Here is a 14,756-nt window from a genome sequence, read left to right as displayed (position 1 = left end):
CCGTCAATGCAATGTCCGACGGATCTCGTGTGCGAGAGCGGCCTGCGGCCAGCATTCGACCGTGCGCGCCAACGATCGAACGGCTTCGTCTACGTTGAAAACCACGTCCCCGAGCCGCTCGATCTCATAATCGAGCTCGTAGACCTGGACTTCGTCGAGGTCGTCATTCTGGAGCAGTCGCCTCATTGCATCGATAAGGCGCTCAGTTCGCCCAACGATATCAAGAGCGCTGCGTATGATGATGTCGAACATGCCTATCCCCTCGCTTCGATAATGAAGCGTCGGCCATAATCGTGATGCTGACAATCCTGAAATCTTGTCAGAGGCGCTCGCGGATCGTGTCATAGAGATCCCTCAACTCACGCAGTGCGGGTTGATGCCGATGGCGCGGCAGGGCGGCGCGACGTCCGGCAAAGGCAAGTGCGCCGGCGACGGCCGCGACAAGCAGGAGCGTTGAGGCCGGGTAAAGCTTCACCGCTGCTTCCGTCTGATGCATTGCTTTCCCGGCAATCCCCTTTGCCGACCGGGCTGCATCGAGGACCTGCTGCTGGAGCGTTTCGATCTGCTTTCGCAGCGCGCCGAGCTCTTCGCTCAGATCATGATCGGGCTGACGGGGAACACCGACGGAGGCCGTATTCGTATCGATGACAGCTTTCGGCAAAGGCTCGCCGATCTTCGCTCCCTTGGTATCGAGGGCCGTGGTCTCAGTGCTCTTGCGGCGCGGCATGATTATTTCTCCTTCCTGGAACATGATGCCGAAAAGTGTGAGCGGCTGTGGGACGACATCATGCGCTAACTCTTTAATGTAGAACAAGATTCAGACTAGGCCGACCGAGCCTAAAGTCCTGCTGTTCTAGTCGTCGTCGAGCGAGAAGACCGGCCGGTAGCGGCGCTCGGCGATCAGCAAGCTCCGGTCGGGCCGGATGATGTAGATCTCTTCCACCTGGCGTCCCCATTGATCTGTGAAGGTGTGGGGGAAGGAAGAACCCACGGGCGATTTCGTCAGCTTCGTACGAGGCTGGCCATTATACGTGATGCTGCCCGGGATGGGGGTCAGTCCTGTCGACGAATAACTGCCTGCGCCGGTCGTGCAGCCCGTCAGAATAACCGCAAAAACCAGCCCAAATCCTATGCTCCGCTTCATCGAGCCCTCCAGCTGCCTCATCTTCACGCGGCATCGCTTTTATCGTCAATGTAACAGGGGACGATAGACATTGTTCCAGAATTTGACCGGAGACATCAGAGCAGGAGAGACTTCGGCCCGAAGCCGGAACGACCGCGCCATCGCGTCCCTCGTCGGAGTGCACGCAGTCGCCTATCCCCTCACGTTGGCGTTGAGCTTTTCAGAGGCTGGTGGCATTAAAAGTCCATTCAAAGCGAGGTTGCGCTTCTAAAAAATGTTCCCATTTGTCAGAGCATGCAGTCGAAGGCGTTGCTGGCCATGACCTTGGCCTGTAGTGCTGCGCCAACCCGGCCCACCACCTCGAGCCATTCCAGGAGAAGTGCGAAGCGGTTTTCCCGCGAAAGGCTCTAAAACTCGTCGCTGCGACGCTTCACGGCGTGCTTCAACGCCACCATATGCCTTCGCCGCTCCAGCATATAATCGGCATATCCGACGCAGATGAACAGCAATGTCGGACCGGCGTAGATGATGATCAGAGCCAATGCGATAAGGATGAATGCGCTCGTCATGGTCTTTTTTCCATCAATATAGTCGCCGCATCTGACGCGGCGAAAGCGGACGGGTCCTCATCTCGGCAATGCCTGTCCCTATTCCTTCAAAATTCGCCGGCTTCCTATTCGTTCCCTGCGCGAAGCGATTTCCATATGCGCGGCAGGCCCAATCGAACGACAATGATGAAGCGGGACGGCTCGCCCGGCCTTTATCACTCCCGCGGACGTTCCTCCCGCATTGCCGCCGTCACGCTCTTGAGCAGCGGGCTCGACATCAGATCCGCGAGCAAAACCGATAGTTTCGGCTTCCAGTTCGGATAGCTGTCGCTGGTGCCTGGCACATTGGTTGGCCTTTTTTCGTCGGTGAGATCGGCGAGACGGACCGCGGCGAGAAGCGAGGGGGTCCTGGCGATGAAGCGATAGGCGCTGACGGTCAATTCCCTCAGCGTCTCCTCGCTTGCCCGCGCTTGGGAAAGCCTGGCTGGCAGGTCGAGGCCGGCAGACTTCAGCGCCGCCTTCAGGTTCCTCCGCTCGCGCTTGCGGTCTTCGAGATGTTTCTCGGTGAGATCGGCCGGCACAATGCCGTGGTCGCACCGGGCCTGAATGTCGGCGCCGCGCCACCAGCCGGCAAGGGTCTGGTGGTCGTGCGTCGAAATGCAGGCCAAAGCCAGGACGGGATAGACGTCCGCCGGCTTGAAGCCCTTCTCGTCCTGTTCATAGGAAAGGATGCGGTAGGAGAGAATGTGGGCCGCCGCCAGATCGTCCTGCAATCCCTTGGGGATCAGTCCCAAGTCTTCTCCGATAACGAGGCACCGATGCTCGGCGGACACTTCTGCAAGGGTCTGCAAAAGCCGATCCTGGGGATAGCGGACATAGGCGCCGGCATCCGGCCTGCTGCCCAATGGCACCAGGAAGAGGCGGCGAAGCGCTGCGGCGTGGTCGATGCGGATGGCGCCCGCATATCGCATGGCAGCGCTCACCATGCGCCGGAAAGGCGACATTTCTCCTGCCGCGATCGCGGAAGGCAGATATCCGGCCAGGTGCCAGTCCTGCCCATCTGTGGCGAAGGGATCGGGAGGGCTGCCGATCGTGGCCTTCGAGAGATAGACATCCGGCTCGCTCCATGTCGCCGAGCCGTCGACCGCCTCCCCGACGGCAAGATCGAGATAGAGCCCGATCCGCAGGCCGGCCTTCCGCGCCCGGTCCGCCGCCTGCATCAGCTGCCGATGGGCGAGCCATTGCAGCCACATGTGGAAACAAACATCGTCCGCGTGTCCGCGCTCGAATTCGGCGACGGCGGCGCTGTCGAAGCGCTGGAAATCGGATGGCCACCATTGCCAGCCGGCGCGTACCCCGCGCTCGACCATGGAAAACGAGAGGGATTCGAAAAGCGCATGCAGCCGCAGGCTGTCACCGCCTTGCGCGATGAAGGCATCGAAATCGGCCGGATCATAGGCTTCGTCAATCACGCTGCGCCGTCGCCAGGCCGGCCAGAGATCGCGCAGGGCCTTCAGCTTGATCTGTGCGACACCGGCGTAGTCGACGAGATCGGTTTGGCGAAGGCTTGCCAATTGCCGTTCGAGCTCGGGACTACAGGCGAAACCCGGCAACCGGTCGACCGCAATATAGAGCGGGTTGAGATGCTGGCGGCTCGAGGGCTCGTAGGGACTGCAACGGTCTGGATCGGCGAGAAACGGCGCGTGAAGCGGGGTGAGGCCGATGAAATCGGCGCCCAGCGATCCCGCGAGATCCGCCATATCAGACAGATCCTCGAAGTCTCCTATGCCCCAGTTGCGTGCGGAACGGAGTTCGTAAAGCTGCAGGCTTATGCCCCAGACGCGCGTGCCGGGGAGGAAATCCGGCAGAAATGACCTGGCGATCTTCTTGGCCGCCGGCTTAGGCTCCCGCCGTAGCGCGCCGGTCTCGTGATCGGCCGCTCCTGGCAGTTCGATCTTCAGTGCCTGGAGGATCTTGCGTTTGGTCTCGCCTGATATCGCCACCTCCCGATTGTCGGGACTGGGCCTGGTCAGGCTGATGCCGTGCCGGCGGGCGAGCTTGTCGAGCTCAGCAGATTTCATCGTTCGATCGCCTTCCTGTCAGCGCGCCCTCAAGCCTCGCCGATGCTCCAGATCACCGTCCACGGCGCGAGATTGCCGCCATCGCTACCGCCGAGACGGAAGATCGTCTCGCCGTCGTCCTGCTGCGAGACGGGCGGCGCCGCTTCCGCGCCGAGGTTGGCGTGCAGATGAAGATGCCGGTTTTGCGCCAGGGTCCAATCCACCGCGAGCGCGCTTCCCGCCGAACGATAGATCGCGTTTCCGGCGCCAGCGCCTTTCAGCAAAGGCACGATCCTGCGGTGCCGGAGGCCGAGAAGCGTCCTGTAAAAAACAAGGACCTTGGAAGAGGCGAGTTTCGACCAGTCCAGCTTGGCGGCGGCGAAGGTCGATGGCGCCGTCGGGTCGAGAAGGTCGTCGGCGTCGAAGCCCGGCAGACGGGAAAGCTCCTCGCGACGGCCTTTCCTGACCTTCTCGTTCAGATCCTCGTCGAAATCGCAGAAGAAGGGGAAAGGCTCTTTGGCACCCCATTCCTCGCCCATGAACAGCATCGGAATCTCAGGCGCCAGCAGGTAGATGGCGGCGACGGCCTTGCCGACATCAGCTGGGCTCGAAGCCAGAACCCGGTCCCCCAGTGCCCTGTTGCCGATCTGGTCGTGGTTCTGGATGAAGGAGATGAAAGCGGTGGGCGGGAGATGGCTGCTCGGCGTGCCGCGGCTTGCGCCGCGAAACGGCATGTGTTCCCCCTGAAAGACGAAGCCTTCCGCCAGCGCTCGGCCGAGCTTGCCGGCATCACCGGCGTAATCGGCATAATAGCCGAAGGTTTCGCCGGTGGCGGTGATATGCAGCACATGGTGCACGTCGTCGTTCCACTGGGCGGTGAACAGCTTCACTTCCCCGTTTTCGTCACGCTGCAACAGGTCGCTGTCGTTCTCCTCGTTTTCGACGATCAGATGAACATGCCGGTCGCCGGCCGCGTCCCTGACGCGGCGGGCAAGCGCGTGAAGCAGATGCTCGGCACTGTCGTCCTTGATGGCGTGGACGGCATCGAAGCGGAAACCGTCGAGCCTGAACTCGGTGATCCAGTAGATGGCGTTCTCGATGATGAATTCGCGGATCATCTCCGATCCGTCGCCGTCGTAGTTGATGCCGTTGCCCCAAGGCGTCTTGTGATGATCGGTAAAGAGTGGCGCATAGGCCGGGATGTAATTGCCGTCCGGTCCGAAGTGATTGTAGACCACGTCCAGGAAAACTGAGATGCCGCGTTCATGTGCTGCATCCACCAGCGCCATGAAATCTTCCGGCCGGCCGTAGCTGCTGTCGGGAGCATAGGGAAGCACGCCGTCATAACCCCAGCTGTAACGGCCGGGAAATTCACTAAGCGGCATGACCTGCAGTGCCGTAACGCCCAGCGCTTGCAGATGGTCGAGCCGCTCGATCGCCGCCTTGAAAGTACCCTCCGGCGTGAAGCAGCCGATATGCATCTCGTAGATGACCATCTCTTCCCATGGTCGCCCCCTCCAGTCGCTCGTCTTCCAGCGATAGAAGGAAAGGTCGGCCACTTCGCTCGGCCCGTGCACATCCTGCGGCTGGAACCGCGAGGCGGGATCGGGAATTGCGAGACCGTCCGGTAGGACAAACCGGTAGCGCGCACCGACACCGGCATCCGCGACAGTGCAGTGGTGCCAACCGTCCCCGACCGCCTGCATCGGCCGCGGATCAGCCCCTTCGAGTTTCAGCGACACGCTTTCATGCAAGGGAGCCCAGAGGCGGAATAGAATGCCCTTGTCGCCGAATGCGGGGCCGAACGTCATTTGGGTCAAGGGAAAGCCTTCGATGAAGTGAGATTGGATTTAGGTAACTTTTGTCAGGGCAAAAAGTTTCGCAGGCACGGAGAGCAGCCACCGCCGCGAGATGCCTCTCAGATACCAGGTGAGTATGATTCCATCCTATCGGGAGTAGGATTTTATCCTGTCGCGTGGTATAAGCCTGCAAAAGCAGGAGTGTAATCGATGCGTTCGACCCAACAGATGAGCATCACGTTGCCCGTGGAAATGGCGAAACGCGTTAAACAGCGGGTGTCTAACGGTGATTACGCCTCGGAGAGCGAAGTCATACGCGAGGGACTGCGGGCTTTGCAGGAACGCGAGAATGCCGTCGAGCATTGGCTGCGAACAGAAGTTGCGGCCACCTATGATGCCTACAAGGCCGATCCCACCAAGGCCAAGCCCCTCGATGAGGTCTGGAAGCGCCTCGAAGCGCGCATGGACGAAATCGATCGGGAAGGAGATTGATGAAGCGCTATAGTATCCGCCTCACCGATGAGGCGGAATTGGATTTGGCGAGTATCTATAGTTTCGTCCGCAAGACATCCGCATCTTCTACCGTCGCCCGCGATTACGTGGCCCGCATCAAGACCTTTGTGAGCCGGTTCGAAACGTACCCCGAGCGCGGCAGCATCCGCGATCATGTCCGACCCGGGTTACGCATTGTCGGTTTCGAGCGCCGGGTAAGCGTGGCGTTCATGGTTGAGCCCACCGAGGTTGTTATCCTCCGCATCCTCTTTGCCGGGCAGCGGTTTGAAAGCGACGAGAGTTAGAGCCGGCCCAGAACGCAATAAACCCCAGCACATCCCCACTTCGATCGTCAGGCCGCCGCGACGTTGCCCGAGAGCGCCTGATCCATCGCTGCCTGAAGCTGTTCTTGCGTGAATGGCTTCTTCATCCGCAGCATCCGGCCGAGGCCATAGTCTTCGGAAAACTCGGCATAACCCGAGGCAAGGATGATGGGCAGGCCTGGAAAGGAGGAGCGAAGGTGACGCGCAAGCTCGGCGCCCGTCATGCCCGGCATGGCATGATCGGTGATGACGAGATCGCAACCCTGTCCGTCGGCAAAGAATTCCAAAGCCTGGGAAGCGGAGGATGCCTCTTGCGGCAGGTGCCCGAGATCCTCCAGCATCGCCACGGTTCCCGTCCTGACGAGTGCGTCGTCGTCGACGACCAGAATGGCAAGCGACCGCGACGCCGGTTTCAAAGGCTCCGTCGCCGGAGGCTCGACGGCCGGCTGCACCTTGACGAAGGTTTCGGCGACGGGCAGCCACAGGGACACGGTCGTGCCCTTGCCCCTGGCGCTCGATATCTGGATAGAGCCGCCGGATTGCGCCGCCAGGCCATGCACCATCGACAGGCCGAGACCGGTGCCCTTGCCGACCCCTTTGGTGGTGAAGAACGGTTCGGCGGCACGCGAGACCGTTGCCTCGTCCATTCCCTCGCCATCGTCCGACACCGAAATCCTGATGTAGTTTCCGCCCGCGAGCCCGGCCGGCCGGGCATCTTCGGCTGCCGCCGCGGCAACCGTCACGGCTCCGCCGCTTTCGAGCGCATCCCGCGCATTGACGAAGAGGTTGAGCAGCGCCAGTTCCAGCTGGTTGCTGTCGACCAGGAGGGGCGCCAGATCCGCCGGGATGCTTTTGCGGATTTCGATGCGCGGCCCCACCGCCTTGGCGAGAAGATCCTCGACGTTTTCGAACAGCCTGAAGAAGTCGACCGCCTGCGGCTTGAGCTCCTGGCGGCGTGCGAAGGCAAGCAGACGCTGGGTCAGCGCGGTGCCGCGTTCGGCCGCCTGGATCGCGTTCGTCACCAGGCGTTCACTGCGTTCATCGGCCGGAAGCCGCTTCTTCAGAAGGTTGAGGCTGCCGAGAACTGCCATCAAGAGGTTATTGAAGTCGTGGGCGACGCCACCCGTCAGATGGCCGATCGTGTCGAGCTTCTGCGCCTCGAACAGCTGTGCAAGCGCCTCTTCGCGCTCCCGCGTCCTTTGGTCGATCCGGTGCTCGAGTTCCTCATTGAGCTCACGCAACTGCGCTGCAGAGGCCTCGAGCTCAGCGGTGCGCTGGTGAACGCGGGCCTCCAGCTCGGCGTTCAGGCGTTCGAGTTCCCTCGTCTTCCTGTAGAGATCGGCAAAGACCCGCACCTTGGCTCTCAGCACCTCGGGGACGATCGGGACGGAAACGTAGTCCACCGCGCCCACCGCATAGCCGCGCAGCCGGTCGGGTTCCGCCAGCATGACGGCGGAGACAAAGATGATCGGCGTGTTCTGATAGCGCGGATGCTGCCGGATCATGCTGACGAGTTCGAACCCGTCCTGTTCGGGCATGCAGACATCGACGAGGATCACCGCGATTTCGGTGCGCAACAGATGTTCGAAAGCTTCGCGAGCGGATTGCGCCTTGATGAGGTTTTCCTCGAGCTCTTCGAGAATGACCTCGTAGCTCAGGAGCTTTGCCGGCTGGTCGTCGACGAGGAGGATGTTGACGGGGTTCATGGCCAGATCCTCAGCGATGCAGCCACATGCGAAGAGCCGACAGAAGCTGCTCGGTATTGACCGGCTTCGCCAGATAGTCGGATGCGCCCGCTTCCAGGCATTTCTCGCGGTCGCCCTTCATTGCCTTGGCCGTCAGCGCCACGATCGGCAACCGCCGGAACCGGGGCTCCGAACGGATGACCTGCATCGTCTCGTAGCCGTCCATTCCAGGCATCATGATGTCCATAAGCACGATCGCCACAGAGGGTTCGTTGTTGATGACGTCGATGGCTTCGCTACCGGTCGTCGCGGTCAGGACCTTCATTCCCCGGCGTTCGAGAACGCTGCTCAGCGCGAAAATGTTGCGGGCATCGTCGTCGACGAGCAGCACGGTCTCGCCGACCAGATCCTCGTCCGAGCTGTGCAGTTCCTGTAGAGTCGCCTGCTTTGCAGCCGGCAGGTCGGCGACCACCCGGTGCAGGAACAGGGCCGTCTCATCCAGGAGACGTTCGGGCGACTCCACCCCCTTCACCACGACGCTGCGCGCCATGCTGTGCAGCGCCGCGTCTTCCTCGGCGGAAAGCTCCCGGCCGGTGAACACGACCACCGGCACCTCGCCGATCTCGGCATCGTCGCGTATCTGCTCCAGCACTTCGAAGCCGGACATGTCGGGAAGGGAAAGGTCGAGCACCACGCAGTCGGCGGCATTCTGCCGAAGAGCGGCAAGAGCCTCCGATCCGGAGCCGACGCTGGTGATATCGATGTCGTCATGTCCGAGGAGGGCGGTGACGCTCAGGCGTTCGGCTTCGTTGTCTTCGACGAGCAGCAGATGCTTGCGACGCGGCTCAGCATAGGCCTTCAACCGCGACAGTGCCTTACCGAGGCCTTCCGGCGTCGTCGGCTTGCTCATGAAAGCAAAGGCGCCGCGGGTCAGCCCATGCTGGCGATCCTCGTCGAGGCTGATGATCTGGACCGGAATATGCCGCGTCTGCGCATTCTGCTTGAGCTGGCTCAGCACCGTCCAGCCGAGCATGTCGGGCAGGAAGATGTCGAGCGAGATCGCCGCCGGCCTGTAGTCCTGCGCGAGTGCGAGCGCATCGCTGCCGCGCATCGCCACCAGAACCTTGAATCCATTGTCGCGGGCAAGATCCACCAGGACGCGGGCGTAATGCGCATCGTCCTCAACGACGAGCAGCACCGAGTCGCCGGCCGCTATCTGATGGCGATCGTCTTCGACATGTTCGGCAGGCTTTTCGGCGCGGCGGCTTGCTGCCGCCTCGGCGAATTCCACGACATTTGCCGACGGAACGGCCTTCGGCGCAACCGCGCCGGCGCCGACATAGGTGAGCGGCAGGTAGAGAACGAAGGTGCTGCCGACACCGGGAGTGCTGCGCAGCTGGATCTCGCCGCCGAGCAGGTTTGCCAGTTCGCGGCTGATCGCCAGGCCGAGGCCGGTGCCACCGTATTTGCGGCTTGTCGAGGCATCCGCCTGCTGGAACGCCTCGTGCGCGTGACGGCGGTCGTCGGCCATAGGAGATCGTCGATCAGACCGTTGATAGATCCTTCCATTTCGGACCAGGAGCCGTCCGACAGGCCGAAGCGTACGCGCGTGCTCGTTCGCCCGTCCCGGCCGACCACCTGCCCGACATGCTCGAGCTGCTGGGCCATGCGCTGATTGGCGGCGATGATGTCGTTGAGGGCATCGGCGACCTTGCCGGTGAGACCGGTCAGGTCGGACCGCATCCGTACGGAAAAGTCGCCGCGCCTGACCGCGACAAGGACTTCCAGAAGCGCGCTGGCATCGTCGAACGCCATCGTTTTTGGGTCGTGCCCATTGAGGCTGTCTACCGCTACGCTTTCGCGCGCGAATTCGCTGGTTTGGTTGCTCACGAAAATCCCCCTCTTCGGCGATCGGTAATTTAGCGCTCAACTCAGAAAATGGTATGGGCCGTCCCGCGTCCATCCTAACATGATTCACCGCTCAAAATGAGCCTGATAGTTGCAGACATCGGAAATGCTCGCCGGAAACCGTTTCGGCGGAATTTGCGGTTTTTCTTGCGCGGGAACACTTTGCTGCCGGCTGTCGTTTCCGTCCTGACAATGGAGAGCGACATGTCGAACGTCTCGAGGACAGGCAAGGAAGAGATCAACAACGCGACCAGCCCGACCACTTTCGGAAAGTCGGTCGAGAGCCAGGCGCAAATTAAGGACGCGGCTGCGCAAGCTTCGCCCGACGCCGGCGGCGAGAGGCTCAACATCTATCGGCTGGAACCCCTCGCCGAACCCGACGATCCGAGATGGGACAATGCTCCCAACCACGGCGTCATCGTCGTCGCCGCCAGAACGCCAGGCGATGCCAGGATCGTCGCCGCGGCGCGCGAACTCGACTTCATGGAAGTCGACGCAGCGCCCGCCGAAGACGTGACGACAGTCAATGCCAGCGCCTTCCGCGACGACAAGCTTTACACCGTGATCGAAATCGATCGGAACAGACGTGATATAAAGCGCGGCATCCTCGACGGTACGGTCTCCGTCGACACGATCCGGCCGGTCGAACCGGACTAAACATCCTTTCTTCACCTGGGGAGTTCTCATGAATACCGCCAATCTGCAGCTCAAGGGCCTGATCATGGCGATGGCCTCGATATGTGATGCGATCGTCGATAAGCAACTGCTCACGCGCGGGGAGATCGATGCTGCGCTCTCGAAGGCTCAAAAGGCGATCGAGGAGGATGACGACCACGAGCTGTCAGGCGCCAACCGGGCGGCGATCCTGTTTCCGATCCGCGTGCTGCAGCTTGCCGGCGAAGCCGGTCGGAAGGGTGAAGGGGCCACGTTTTCAGACTATGCCAAACGTGTGGGGAAGCTCAGCTGAGCATGTTCGAAGGCTTTTCTCTCGATACCGTCGACGCCGGGCCGGGGTCGCTTCGCGTCCGTCACGGCGGAACCGGACCGGCCGTTCTGCTTCTCCACGGCCATCCCAGGACACATATGACCTGGGGCAAGGTGGCCGATCTGCTGTCGCCCCATTTCACGATCGTCTGCCCCGACCTTCCCGGTTTCGGCCGCTCCTACCAGCCGCTCGATGCTCCCGACAGCCGCAACTCTTCGAAGCGCGCAAAGGCGGAAGCCCTGGTTGAACTGATGCTGAGGCTGGGGCACAAGAACTTCGCGGTGGCCGGCCACGACCGCGGAAGCTTGACTGCTTTCCGCATGGCGATGGATCATCCCGACCGCGTGCAGAGACTCATCATCGCCGACGGCATTCCCGTAATCGAGCATCTCGAACGCGCCGACTGGAAATTTGCGAGAGACTGGTACCACTGGTTCTTCTTCGCTCAACCGGAAAAGCCGGAACGGGCGATCTTGGCCGATCCCCTCGCGTGGCATGACAAACTCTCGCCAGCGCTGATGGGAAGGCAAGCCTATGACGACCTCGTCGACGTCGTCCGCGATCCAGCCGCGATCCACGGGATGATCGAGGACTACCGCGCCGGCCTCCGCATCGACCATCTCCACGACCGCGAGGATCGCGACGCCGGCCGGAAAGTGACCTGTCCCATGCTCTGCCTCTGGTCGCTACGCGACGACATGGAGCAGATCTATGGCGATCCCGTCGCCATCTGGCGGAACTGGGCGGATCACGTGCACGGCTTCGGCATAGATAGCGGCCATCACGTGGCCGAGGAGAATCCTGAAGCGCTCTCGCAGGCAATCCGGGAGTTTCTCGAACGCCGATAGAACTTGAAATCGAGACACGCTTCGGTAGTGCGCCATCAGGGGAGAATGTTCGGCGCTGCCGGTTTTTGCTATAAGTTGATCCATTCGGTCTTGTTTCTCGGCGGCTCCTGTGGCTATACCCCGGCCGTACACACTCACGCACCGGGATCTCTACGTGACCAGCCTCAAATCGCTTCTGGCCGCCTGCGGCCTCTCCGCCATGATCGGCCTTGCCGCAAATCCGTCTCTGGCCGGTTCGACGACCTACCCGCTGACTCTGGAAAACTGCGGCGCGCAGGTGACTTTCCAGAAGGCGCCCGAACGGGCGATCGGCCTCGGCCAGAACAGCGCTGAAATCCTGCTGCTGCTTGGCCTTCAGGACAAGATGGCCGGCACAGCGTTCTGGCCGAGCAAGGTCCTGCCGCAGCTCGCAGAAGCCAATGCCAAAGTCAAGCTCCTGACCGTCGAGATGCCGACCTTCGAATCGATGCTCGCCGAAAATCCCGACTTCGTCGCAGTGGCCCTGCCGAGCCTGGTCGGGCCGAACAGCAAGATCGCCAAGCGCGAAGATTTCGATAAGGTCGGCGTCGCCACCTATCTCTCGCCCAGCACCTGCCTCAGCACCAAGGATGTCAAGGACCAGTACGGCAGCCGCGCCGAGCTGTGGAACATGGATCTTCTCTACAGGGAGATCGATGAACTCTCGCAGATCTTCGACGTCGCCGACCGCGGCCAGGCGCTGATCGCCGACTTCAAGGCGCGCGAAGCCAAGCTCCGCGGGAGCGTTGCCAAGGACGGCAAGAACCTTTCCTACGTCTTCTGGTTCTCCAGCCCCAGCCCGTCGGCCGACGCCTATCTCGGCGGCAAGAATAGCGCGTCCGGCTTCATCGCCGACCTGCTCGGCGGGCATAATGCGATATCAGCGGAAGCGGAATGGCCGACGCTCGGCTGGGAAGGCATCATAGCCTCCAATCCCGACGTCATCGTCGTCGCCAGTCTCGACCGCAATCGCTGGGAGCTCGACAAGCCGGAGGCCAAAATCAATTTCCTGAACACCGATCCGGCCGTCAGTCAGATCCCTGCCGTCAAGAACAAGGCGATCGTGATCATGGACGGCCAGGCCATGAACCCGACCGTCCGCACGGTCTACGGCGCCGAGCAGGTGGCCGGCCAGTTGAAGGCTCTCGGTCTGTTGAAGTGACGGAAGCGGGCTGTCTCTTCCGGCAGCTGGGAGGGGTCCTCGCGCTGCTCCTCGCCTCTTTCTGCCTTATCGCTGTCGCCATTGGCGTCAGCGTCGGGATCGGCGACCTGCCTATCCCGCTTGCAACCACGTTTTCGGCCGTTACCAACCGGCTCGGATGGACCGCGGTCGAGCTGAACCGCATCCACGAGACGGTGATCTGGGATTATCGTCTCAGCCGGGCGCTCGTTGCCGCCTTCTGCGGTGCGGGCCTTGCGCTATCGGGCGCGATCATGCAGTCGCTGCTGCGTAACCCGCTTGCCGAACCCTATGTACTCGGCATCTCGGCCGGCGCCTCTTCCGGCGCCGTCGCCATCGTGATCCTGGGGATCGGCTCGGGCGCCGTATCGCTCTCGGCCGGCGCCTTTGCCGGCGCCTTCGCAGCCTTCTTTTTCGTCGCCCTCCTGTCGAACGGCACGCGCGGCGGAGCGGATCGCACCATCCTTGCCGGTGTCGCCGCTTCACAGCTTTTCAACGCCACGACCTCCTATATCGTCACCACCTCGGCCAATGCGCAGCAGGCCCGCGACGTCATGTTCTGGCTGCTCGGCAGCTTCGGCGGCGTGCGCTGGCCGGAATTCGCACTGGTCTCGATCATCGTCGGCATCGGCCTCATCGGCTGCCTGTTTTACGCCCGCGTGCTCGACGCCTTCGCCTTCGGCGACGAGGCGGCATCCTCGCTCGGCGTCAATGTCGGCCGTGCGCGGATGGTGCTCTTCGCGCTGACGGCAATGATGACGGCAACGATCGTCAGCATGGTCGGGTCGATCGGCTTCGTCGGCCTCGTCGTGCCGCATGTCGCCCGCTTTGTCGTCGGGTCGCTGCATGTCCGCCTGCTGCCGGCCTGCGCCATTGCGGGGGCGATCTTCATGGTGCTCGCCGACATCACCGCGCGCGCCCTCATTCCGAACCAGATCCTGCCGATCGGCGTCGTCACGGCCCTGGTGGGCGTCCCCTTTTTCTCGATCATCCTCTACCGGTTCCAGCGCGCATCATGAGCATCAAGGCCGACAACCTCATCTGGAAAATTGGCAGGAAGACCATTCTCGATGACGTTTCCATGGAGGCGCAGCCCGGCCGGATGCTTGGCCTGCTCGGGCCGAACGGCTCGGGCAAGACCTCGTTGCTGCGGCTTCTGGCCGGCCTGAAGCGGCCGCATTCCGGCCGCGTCACGCTCGACCGGAGCGACATCGGCACGATCAGCCGCCGCTCGATCGCCCGGCGGATCGCCTTCGTCGAGCAGCACGCCACGACAAATGCCAATCTTAGGGTCGTCGACGTCGTCAAGCTCGGCCGTTTCCCGCACCGGTCGATGTTTTCAGGCTGGACGAGGGCCGACGAAGAGGCGGTCGAAGAGGCGCTGACGCGCGCCGGCATGGCGGAGAAGCGCGACGATCGCTGGCAGAACCTGTCGGGCGGCGAAAAGCAGCGGACCCATATCGCAAGGGCGCTTGCCCAGTCGCCACAGGAGCTGATCCTCGACGAGCCTACAAACCATCTCGATATCCAGCACCAGATCGGGCTGATGCGGCTCGTCTCCGGCCTGCCGATCACCAGCATCGTCGCCCTGCACGATCTCAACCATGCCGCCATGTTCTGCGACCAGCTGATCATCCTGCAGCATGGCAGGATCGTCGCCTCCGGCGCGCCGCAGGACGTCTTGAGCGAGGATCTTCTAAGGAATGTCTTCTCCATAGAGGCCCGTATCGAAACGTCGCCCTATCATTCGCGCCCGCATATCCACTATCTCAGGTGACGGAACCGTC

Annotated in this window: 16 protein-coding genes and 1 pseudogene; 9 read left to right on the top strand and 8 right to left on the bottom strand. The window is 62.0% G+C overall.

Going from position 1 to position 14,756, the window contains the following annotated elements; genetic code table 11:
• Positions 1–3: 3 nt before the first annotated feature.
• The 6 genes from V8P77_RS10390 to treZ all read right to left on the bottom strand — a co-directional run bounded on the left by V8P77_RS10390 (position 4) and on the right by treZ (position 5,542).
• Positions 4–252 carry a hypothetical protein gene (locus tag V8P77_RS10390; protein ID WP_335912317.1) on the bottom strand — a complete coding sequence of 83 codons (249 nt, stop codon included), beginning with the start codon at positions 250–252 and terminating at the stop codon, positions 4–6.
• Positions 253–319: 67 nt separating this feature from the next.
• Positions 320–727: a hypothetical protein gene (locus V8P77_RS10385; protein ID WP_335912316.1), complete on the bottom strand. Its 408-nt coding sequence runs from the start codon at positions 725–727 to the stop codon at positions 320–322.
• A gap of 126 nt (positions 728–853) precedes the next feature.
• The gene (locus V8P77_RS10380; protein WP_335912314.1) at positions 854–1,144 is read right to left on the bottom strand and encodes a hypothetical protein; all 291 of its coding nucleotides are present in this window, start codon (positions 1,142–1,144) and stop codon (positions 854–856) included.
• Between the two features lie 386 nt (positions 1,145–1,530).
• A complete protein-coding gene (locus V8P77_RS10375) occupies positions 1,531–1,692 on the bottom strand; it encodes a hypothetical protein (protein WP_012755472.1) in 162 nt (53 codons plus the stop codon).
• A gap of 194 nt (positions 1,693–1,886) precedes the next feature.
• Entirely contained in the window at positions 1,887–3,752 is a 1,866-nt protein-coding gene (malQ, locus tag V8P77_RS10370; RefSeq protein WP_335912303.1) for a 4-alpha-glucanotransferase, read from the bottom strand.
• A gap of 29 nt (positions 3,753–3,781) precedes the next feature.
• Entirely contained in the window at positions 3,782–5,542 is a 1,761-nt protein-coding gene (gene treZ / locus V8P77_RS10365; RefSeq protein ID WP_335912886.1) for a malto-oligosyltrehalose trehalohydrolase, read from the bottom strand.
• A gap of 198 nt (positions 5,543–5,740) precedes the next feature.
• Here treZ and V8P77_RS10360 point away from each other — a divergent pair, with 198 nt between their 5' ends.
• Together V8P77_RS10360 and V8P77_RS10355 are read left to right on the top strand one after the other, a co-directional pair.
• The gene (locus V8P77_RS10360) at positions 5,741–6,022 is read left to right on the top strand and encodes a type II toxin-antitoxin system ParD family antitoxin (RefSeq protein WP_335912302.1); all 282 of its coding nucleotides are present in this window, start codon (positions 5,741–5,743) and stop codon (positions 6,020–6,022) included.
• Positions 6,022–6,327, top strand: a complete 306-nt coding sequence (locus V8P77_RS10355) for a type II toxin-antitoxin system RelE/ParE family toxin (RefSeq protein ID WP_335912301.1) — start codon at positions 6,022–6,024, stop codon at positions 6,325–6,327. Before V8P77_RS10360 ends, V8P77_RS10355 begins: the two co-directional genes overlap by 1 nt.
• A gap of 47 nt (positions 6,328–6,374) precedes the next feature.
• On the opposite strand, the gene V8P77_RS10350 is transcribed toward V8P77_RS10355, so the two are convergent.
• Entirely contained in the window at positions 6,375–8,051 is a 1,677-nt protein-coding gene (locus tag V8P77_RS10350; protein WP_335912299.1) for a response regulator, read from the bottom strand.
• A 10-nt stretch (positions 8,052–8,061) separates the two neighbouring features.
• A pseudogene (locus V8P77_RS10345) lies at positions 8,062–9,540 on the bottom strand (response regulator); the annotation flags it as partial.
• Positions 9,541–9,677: 137 nt separating this feature from the next.
• Here V8P77_RS10345 and V8P77_RS10340 point away from each other — a divergent pair.
• The 7 genes from V8P77_RS10340 to V8P77_RS10310 all read left to right on the top strand — a co-directional run bounded on the left by V8P77_RS10340 (position 9,678) and on the right by V8P77_RS10310 (position 14,746).
• Positions 9,678–9,953: a hypothetical protein gene (locus tag V8P77_RS10340; protein WP_335912907.1), complete on the top strand. Its 276-nt coding sequence runs from the start codon at positions 9,678–9,680 to the stop codon at positions 9,951–9,953.
• 177 nt (positions 9,954–10,130) lie between these two features.
• Entirely contained in the window at positions 10,131–10,595 is a 465-nt protein-coding gene (locus V8P77_RS10335; RefSeq protein ID WP_335912885.1) for a hypothetical protein, read from the top strand.
• Positions 10,596–10,623: 28 nt separating this feature from the next.
• On the top strand, positions 10,624–10,905 hold the full coding sequence (locus V8P77_RS10330) for a hypothetical protein (protein ID WP_017956696.1): 282 nt from the start codon (positions 10,624–10,626) through the stop codon (positions 10,903–10,905).
• A gap of 2 nt (positions 10,906–10,907) precedes the next feature.
• On the top strand, positions 10,908–11,771 hold the full coding sequence (locus tag V8P77_RS10325; protein ID WP_335912293.1) for an alpha/beta fold hydrolase: 864 nt from the start codon (positions 10,908–10,910) through the stop codon (positions 11,769–11,771).
• Positions 11,772–11,925: 154 nt separating this feature from the next.
• Positions 11,926–12,951 (top strand): ABC transporter substrate-binding protein, encoded by a 1,026-nt coding sequence (locus V8P77_RS10320; RefSeq protein ID WP_335912291.1) that lies wholly within the window; start codon positions 11,926–11,928, stop codon positions 12,949–12,951.
• Positions 12,948–13,988 carry a FecCD family ABC transporter permease gene (locus V8P77_RS10315; protein ID WP_335912289.1) on the top strand — a complete coding sequence of 347 codons (1,041 nt, stop codon included), beginning with the start codon at positions 12,948–12,950 and terminating at the stop codon, positions 13,986–13,988. The genes V8P77_RS10320 and V8P77_RS10315 overlap by 4 nt, the downstream gene beginning before the upstream one ends.
• A complete protein-coding gene (locus tag V8P77_RS10310; RefSeq protein WP_335912288.1) occupies positions 13,985–14,746 on the top strand; it encodes an ABC transporter ATP-binding protein in 762 nt (253 codons plus the stop codon). The genes V8P77_RS10315 and V8P77_RS10310 overlap by 4 nt, the downstream gene beginning before the upstream one ends.
• The last annotated feature ends 10 nt before the right edge of the window (positions 14,747–14,756 follow it).

Origin of the sequence: Rhizobium aouanii (assembly GCF_037002925.1) — a bacterium.
GTDB lineage: Bacteria > Pseudomonadota > Alphaproteobacteria > Rhizobiales > Rhizobiaceae > Rhizobium > Rhizobium aouanii.
Note: the sequence above shows the minus strand (reverse complement) of the source record. Positions and strands in the feature narration are given on the sequence as shown.

Coding starts and splice junctions, on each gene's coding strand:
- V8P77_RS10385 (WP_335912316.1), bottom strand. CDS start 727: ATGCCGCGCCGCAAGAGCACTGAGACCACGGCCCTCGATACCAAGGGA.
- V8P77_RS10355 (WP_335912301.1), top strand. CDS start 6,022: ATGAAGCGCTATAGTATCCGCCTCACCGATGAGGCGGAATTGGATTTG.
- V8P77_RS10360 (WP_335912302.1), top strand. CDS start 5,741: ATGCGTTCGACCCAACAGATGAGCATCACGTTGCCCGTGGAAATGGCG.
- treZ (WP_335912886.1), bottom strand. CDS start 5,542: ATGACGTTCGGCCCCGCATTCGGCGACAAGGGCATTCTATTCCGCCTC.
- V8P77_RS10390 (WP_335912317.1), bottom strand. CDS start 252: ATGTTCGACATCATCATACGCAGCGCTCTTGATATCGTTGGGCGAACT.
- V8P77_RS10350 (WP_335912299.1), bottom strand. CDS start 8,051: ATGAACCCCGTCAACATCCTCCTCGTCGACGACCAGCCGGCAAAGCTC.
- V8P77_RS10325 (WP_335912293.1), top strand. CDS start 10,908: ATGTTCGAAGGCTTTTCTCTCGATACCGTCGACGCCGGGCCGGGGTCG.
- V8P77_RS10375 (WP_012755472.1), bottom strand. CDS start 1,692: ATGACGAGCGCATTCATCCTTATCGCATTGGCTCTGATCATCATCTAC.
- V8P77_RS10340 (WP_335912907.1), top strand. CDS start 9,678: ATGCTCGAGCTGCTGGGCCATGCGCTGATTGGCGGCGATGATGTCGTT.
- V8P77_RS10330 (WP_017956696.1), top strand. CDS start 10,624: ATGAATACCGCCAATCTGCAGCTCAAGGGCCTGATCATGGCGATGGCC.
- V8P77_RS10310 (WP_335912288.1), top strand. CDS start 13,985: ATGAGCATCAAGGCCGACAACCTCATCTGGAAAATTGGCAGGAAGACC.
- V8P77_RS10335 (WP_335912885.1), top strand. CDS start 10,131: ATGGAGAGCGACATGTCGAACGTCTCGAGGACAGGCAAGGAAGAGATC.
- malQ (WP_335912303.1), bottom strand. CDS start 3,752: ATGAAATCTGCTGAGCTCGACAAGCTCGCCCGCCGGCACGGCATCAGC.
- V8P77_RS10380 (WP_335912314.1), bottom strand. CDS start 1,144: ATGAAGCGGAGCATAGGATTTGGGCTGGTTTTTGCGGTTATTCTGACG.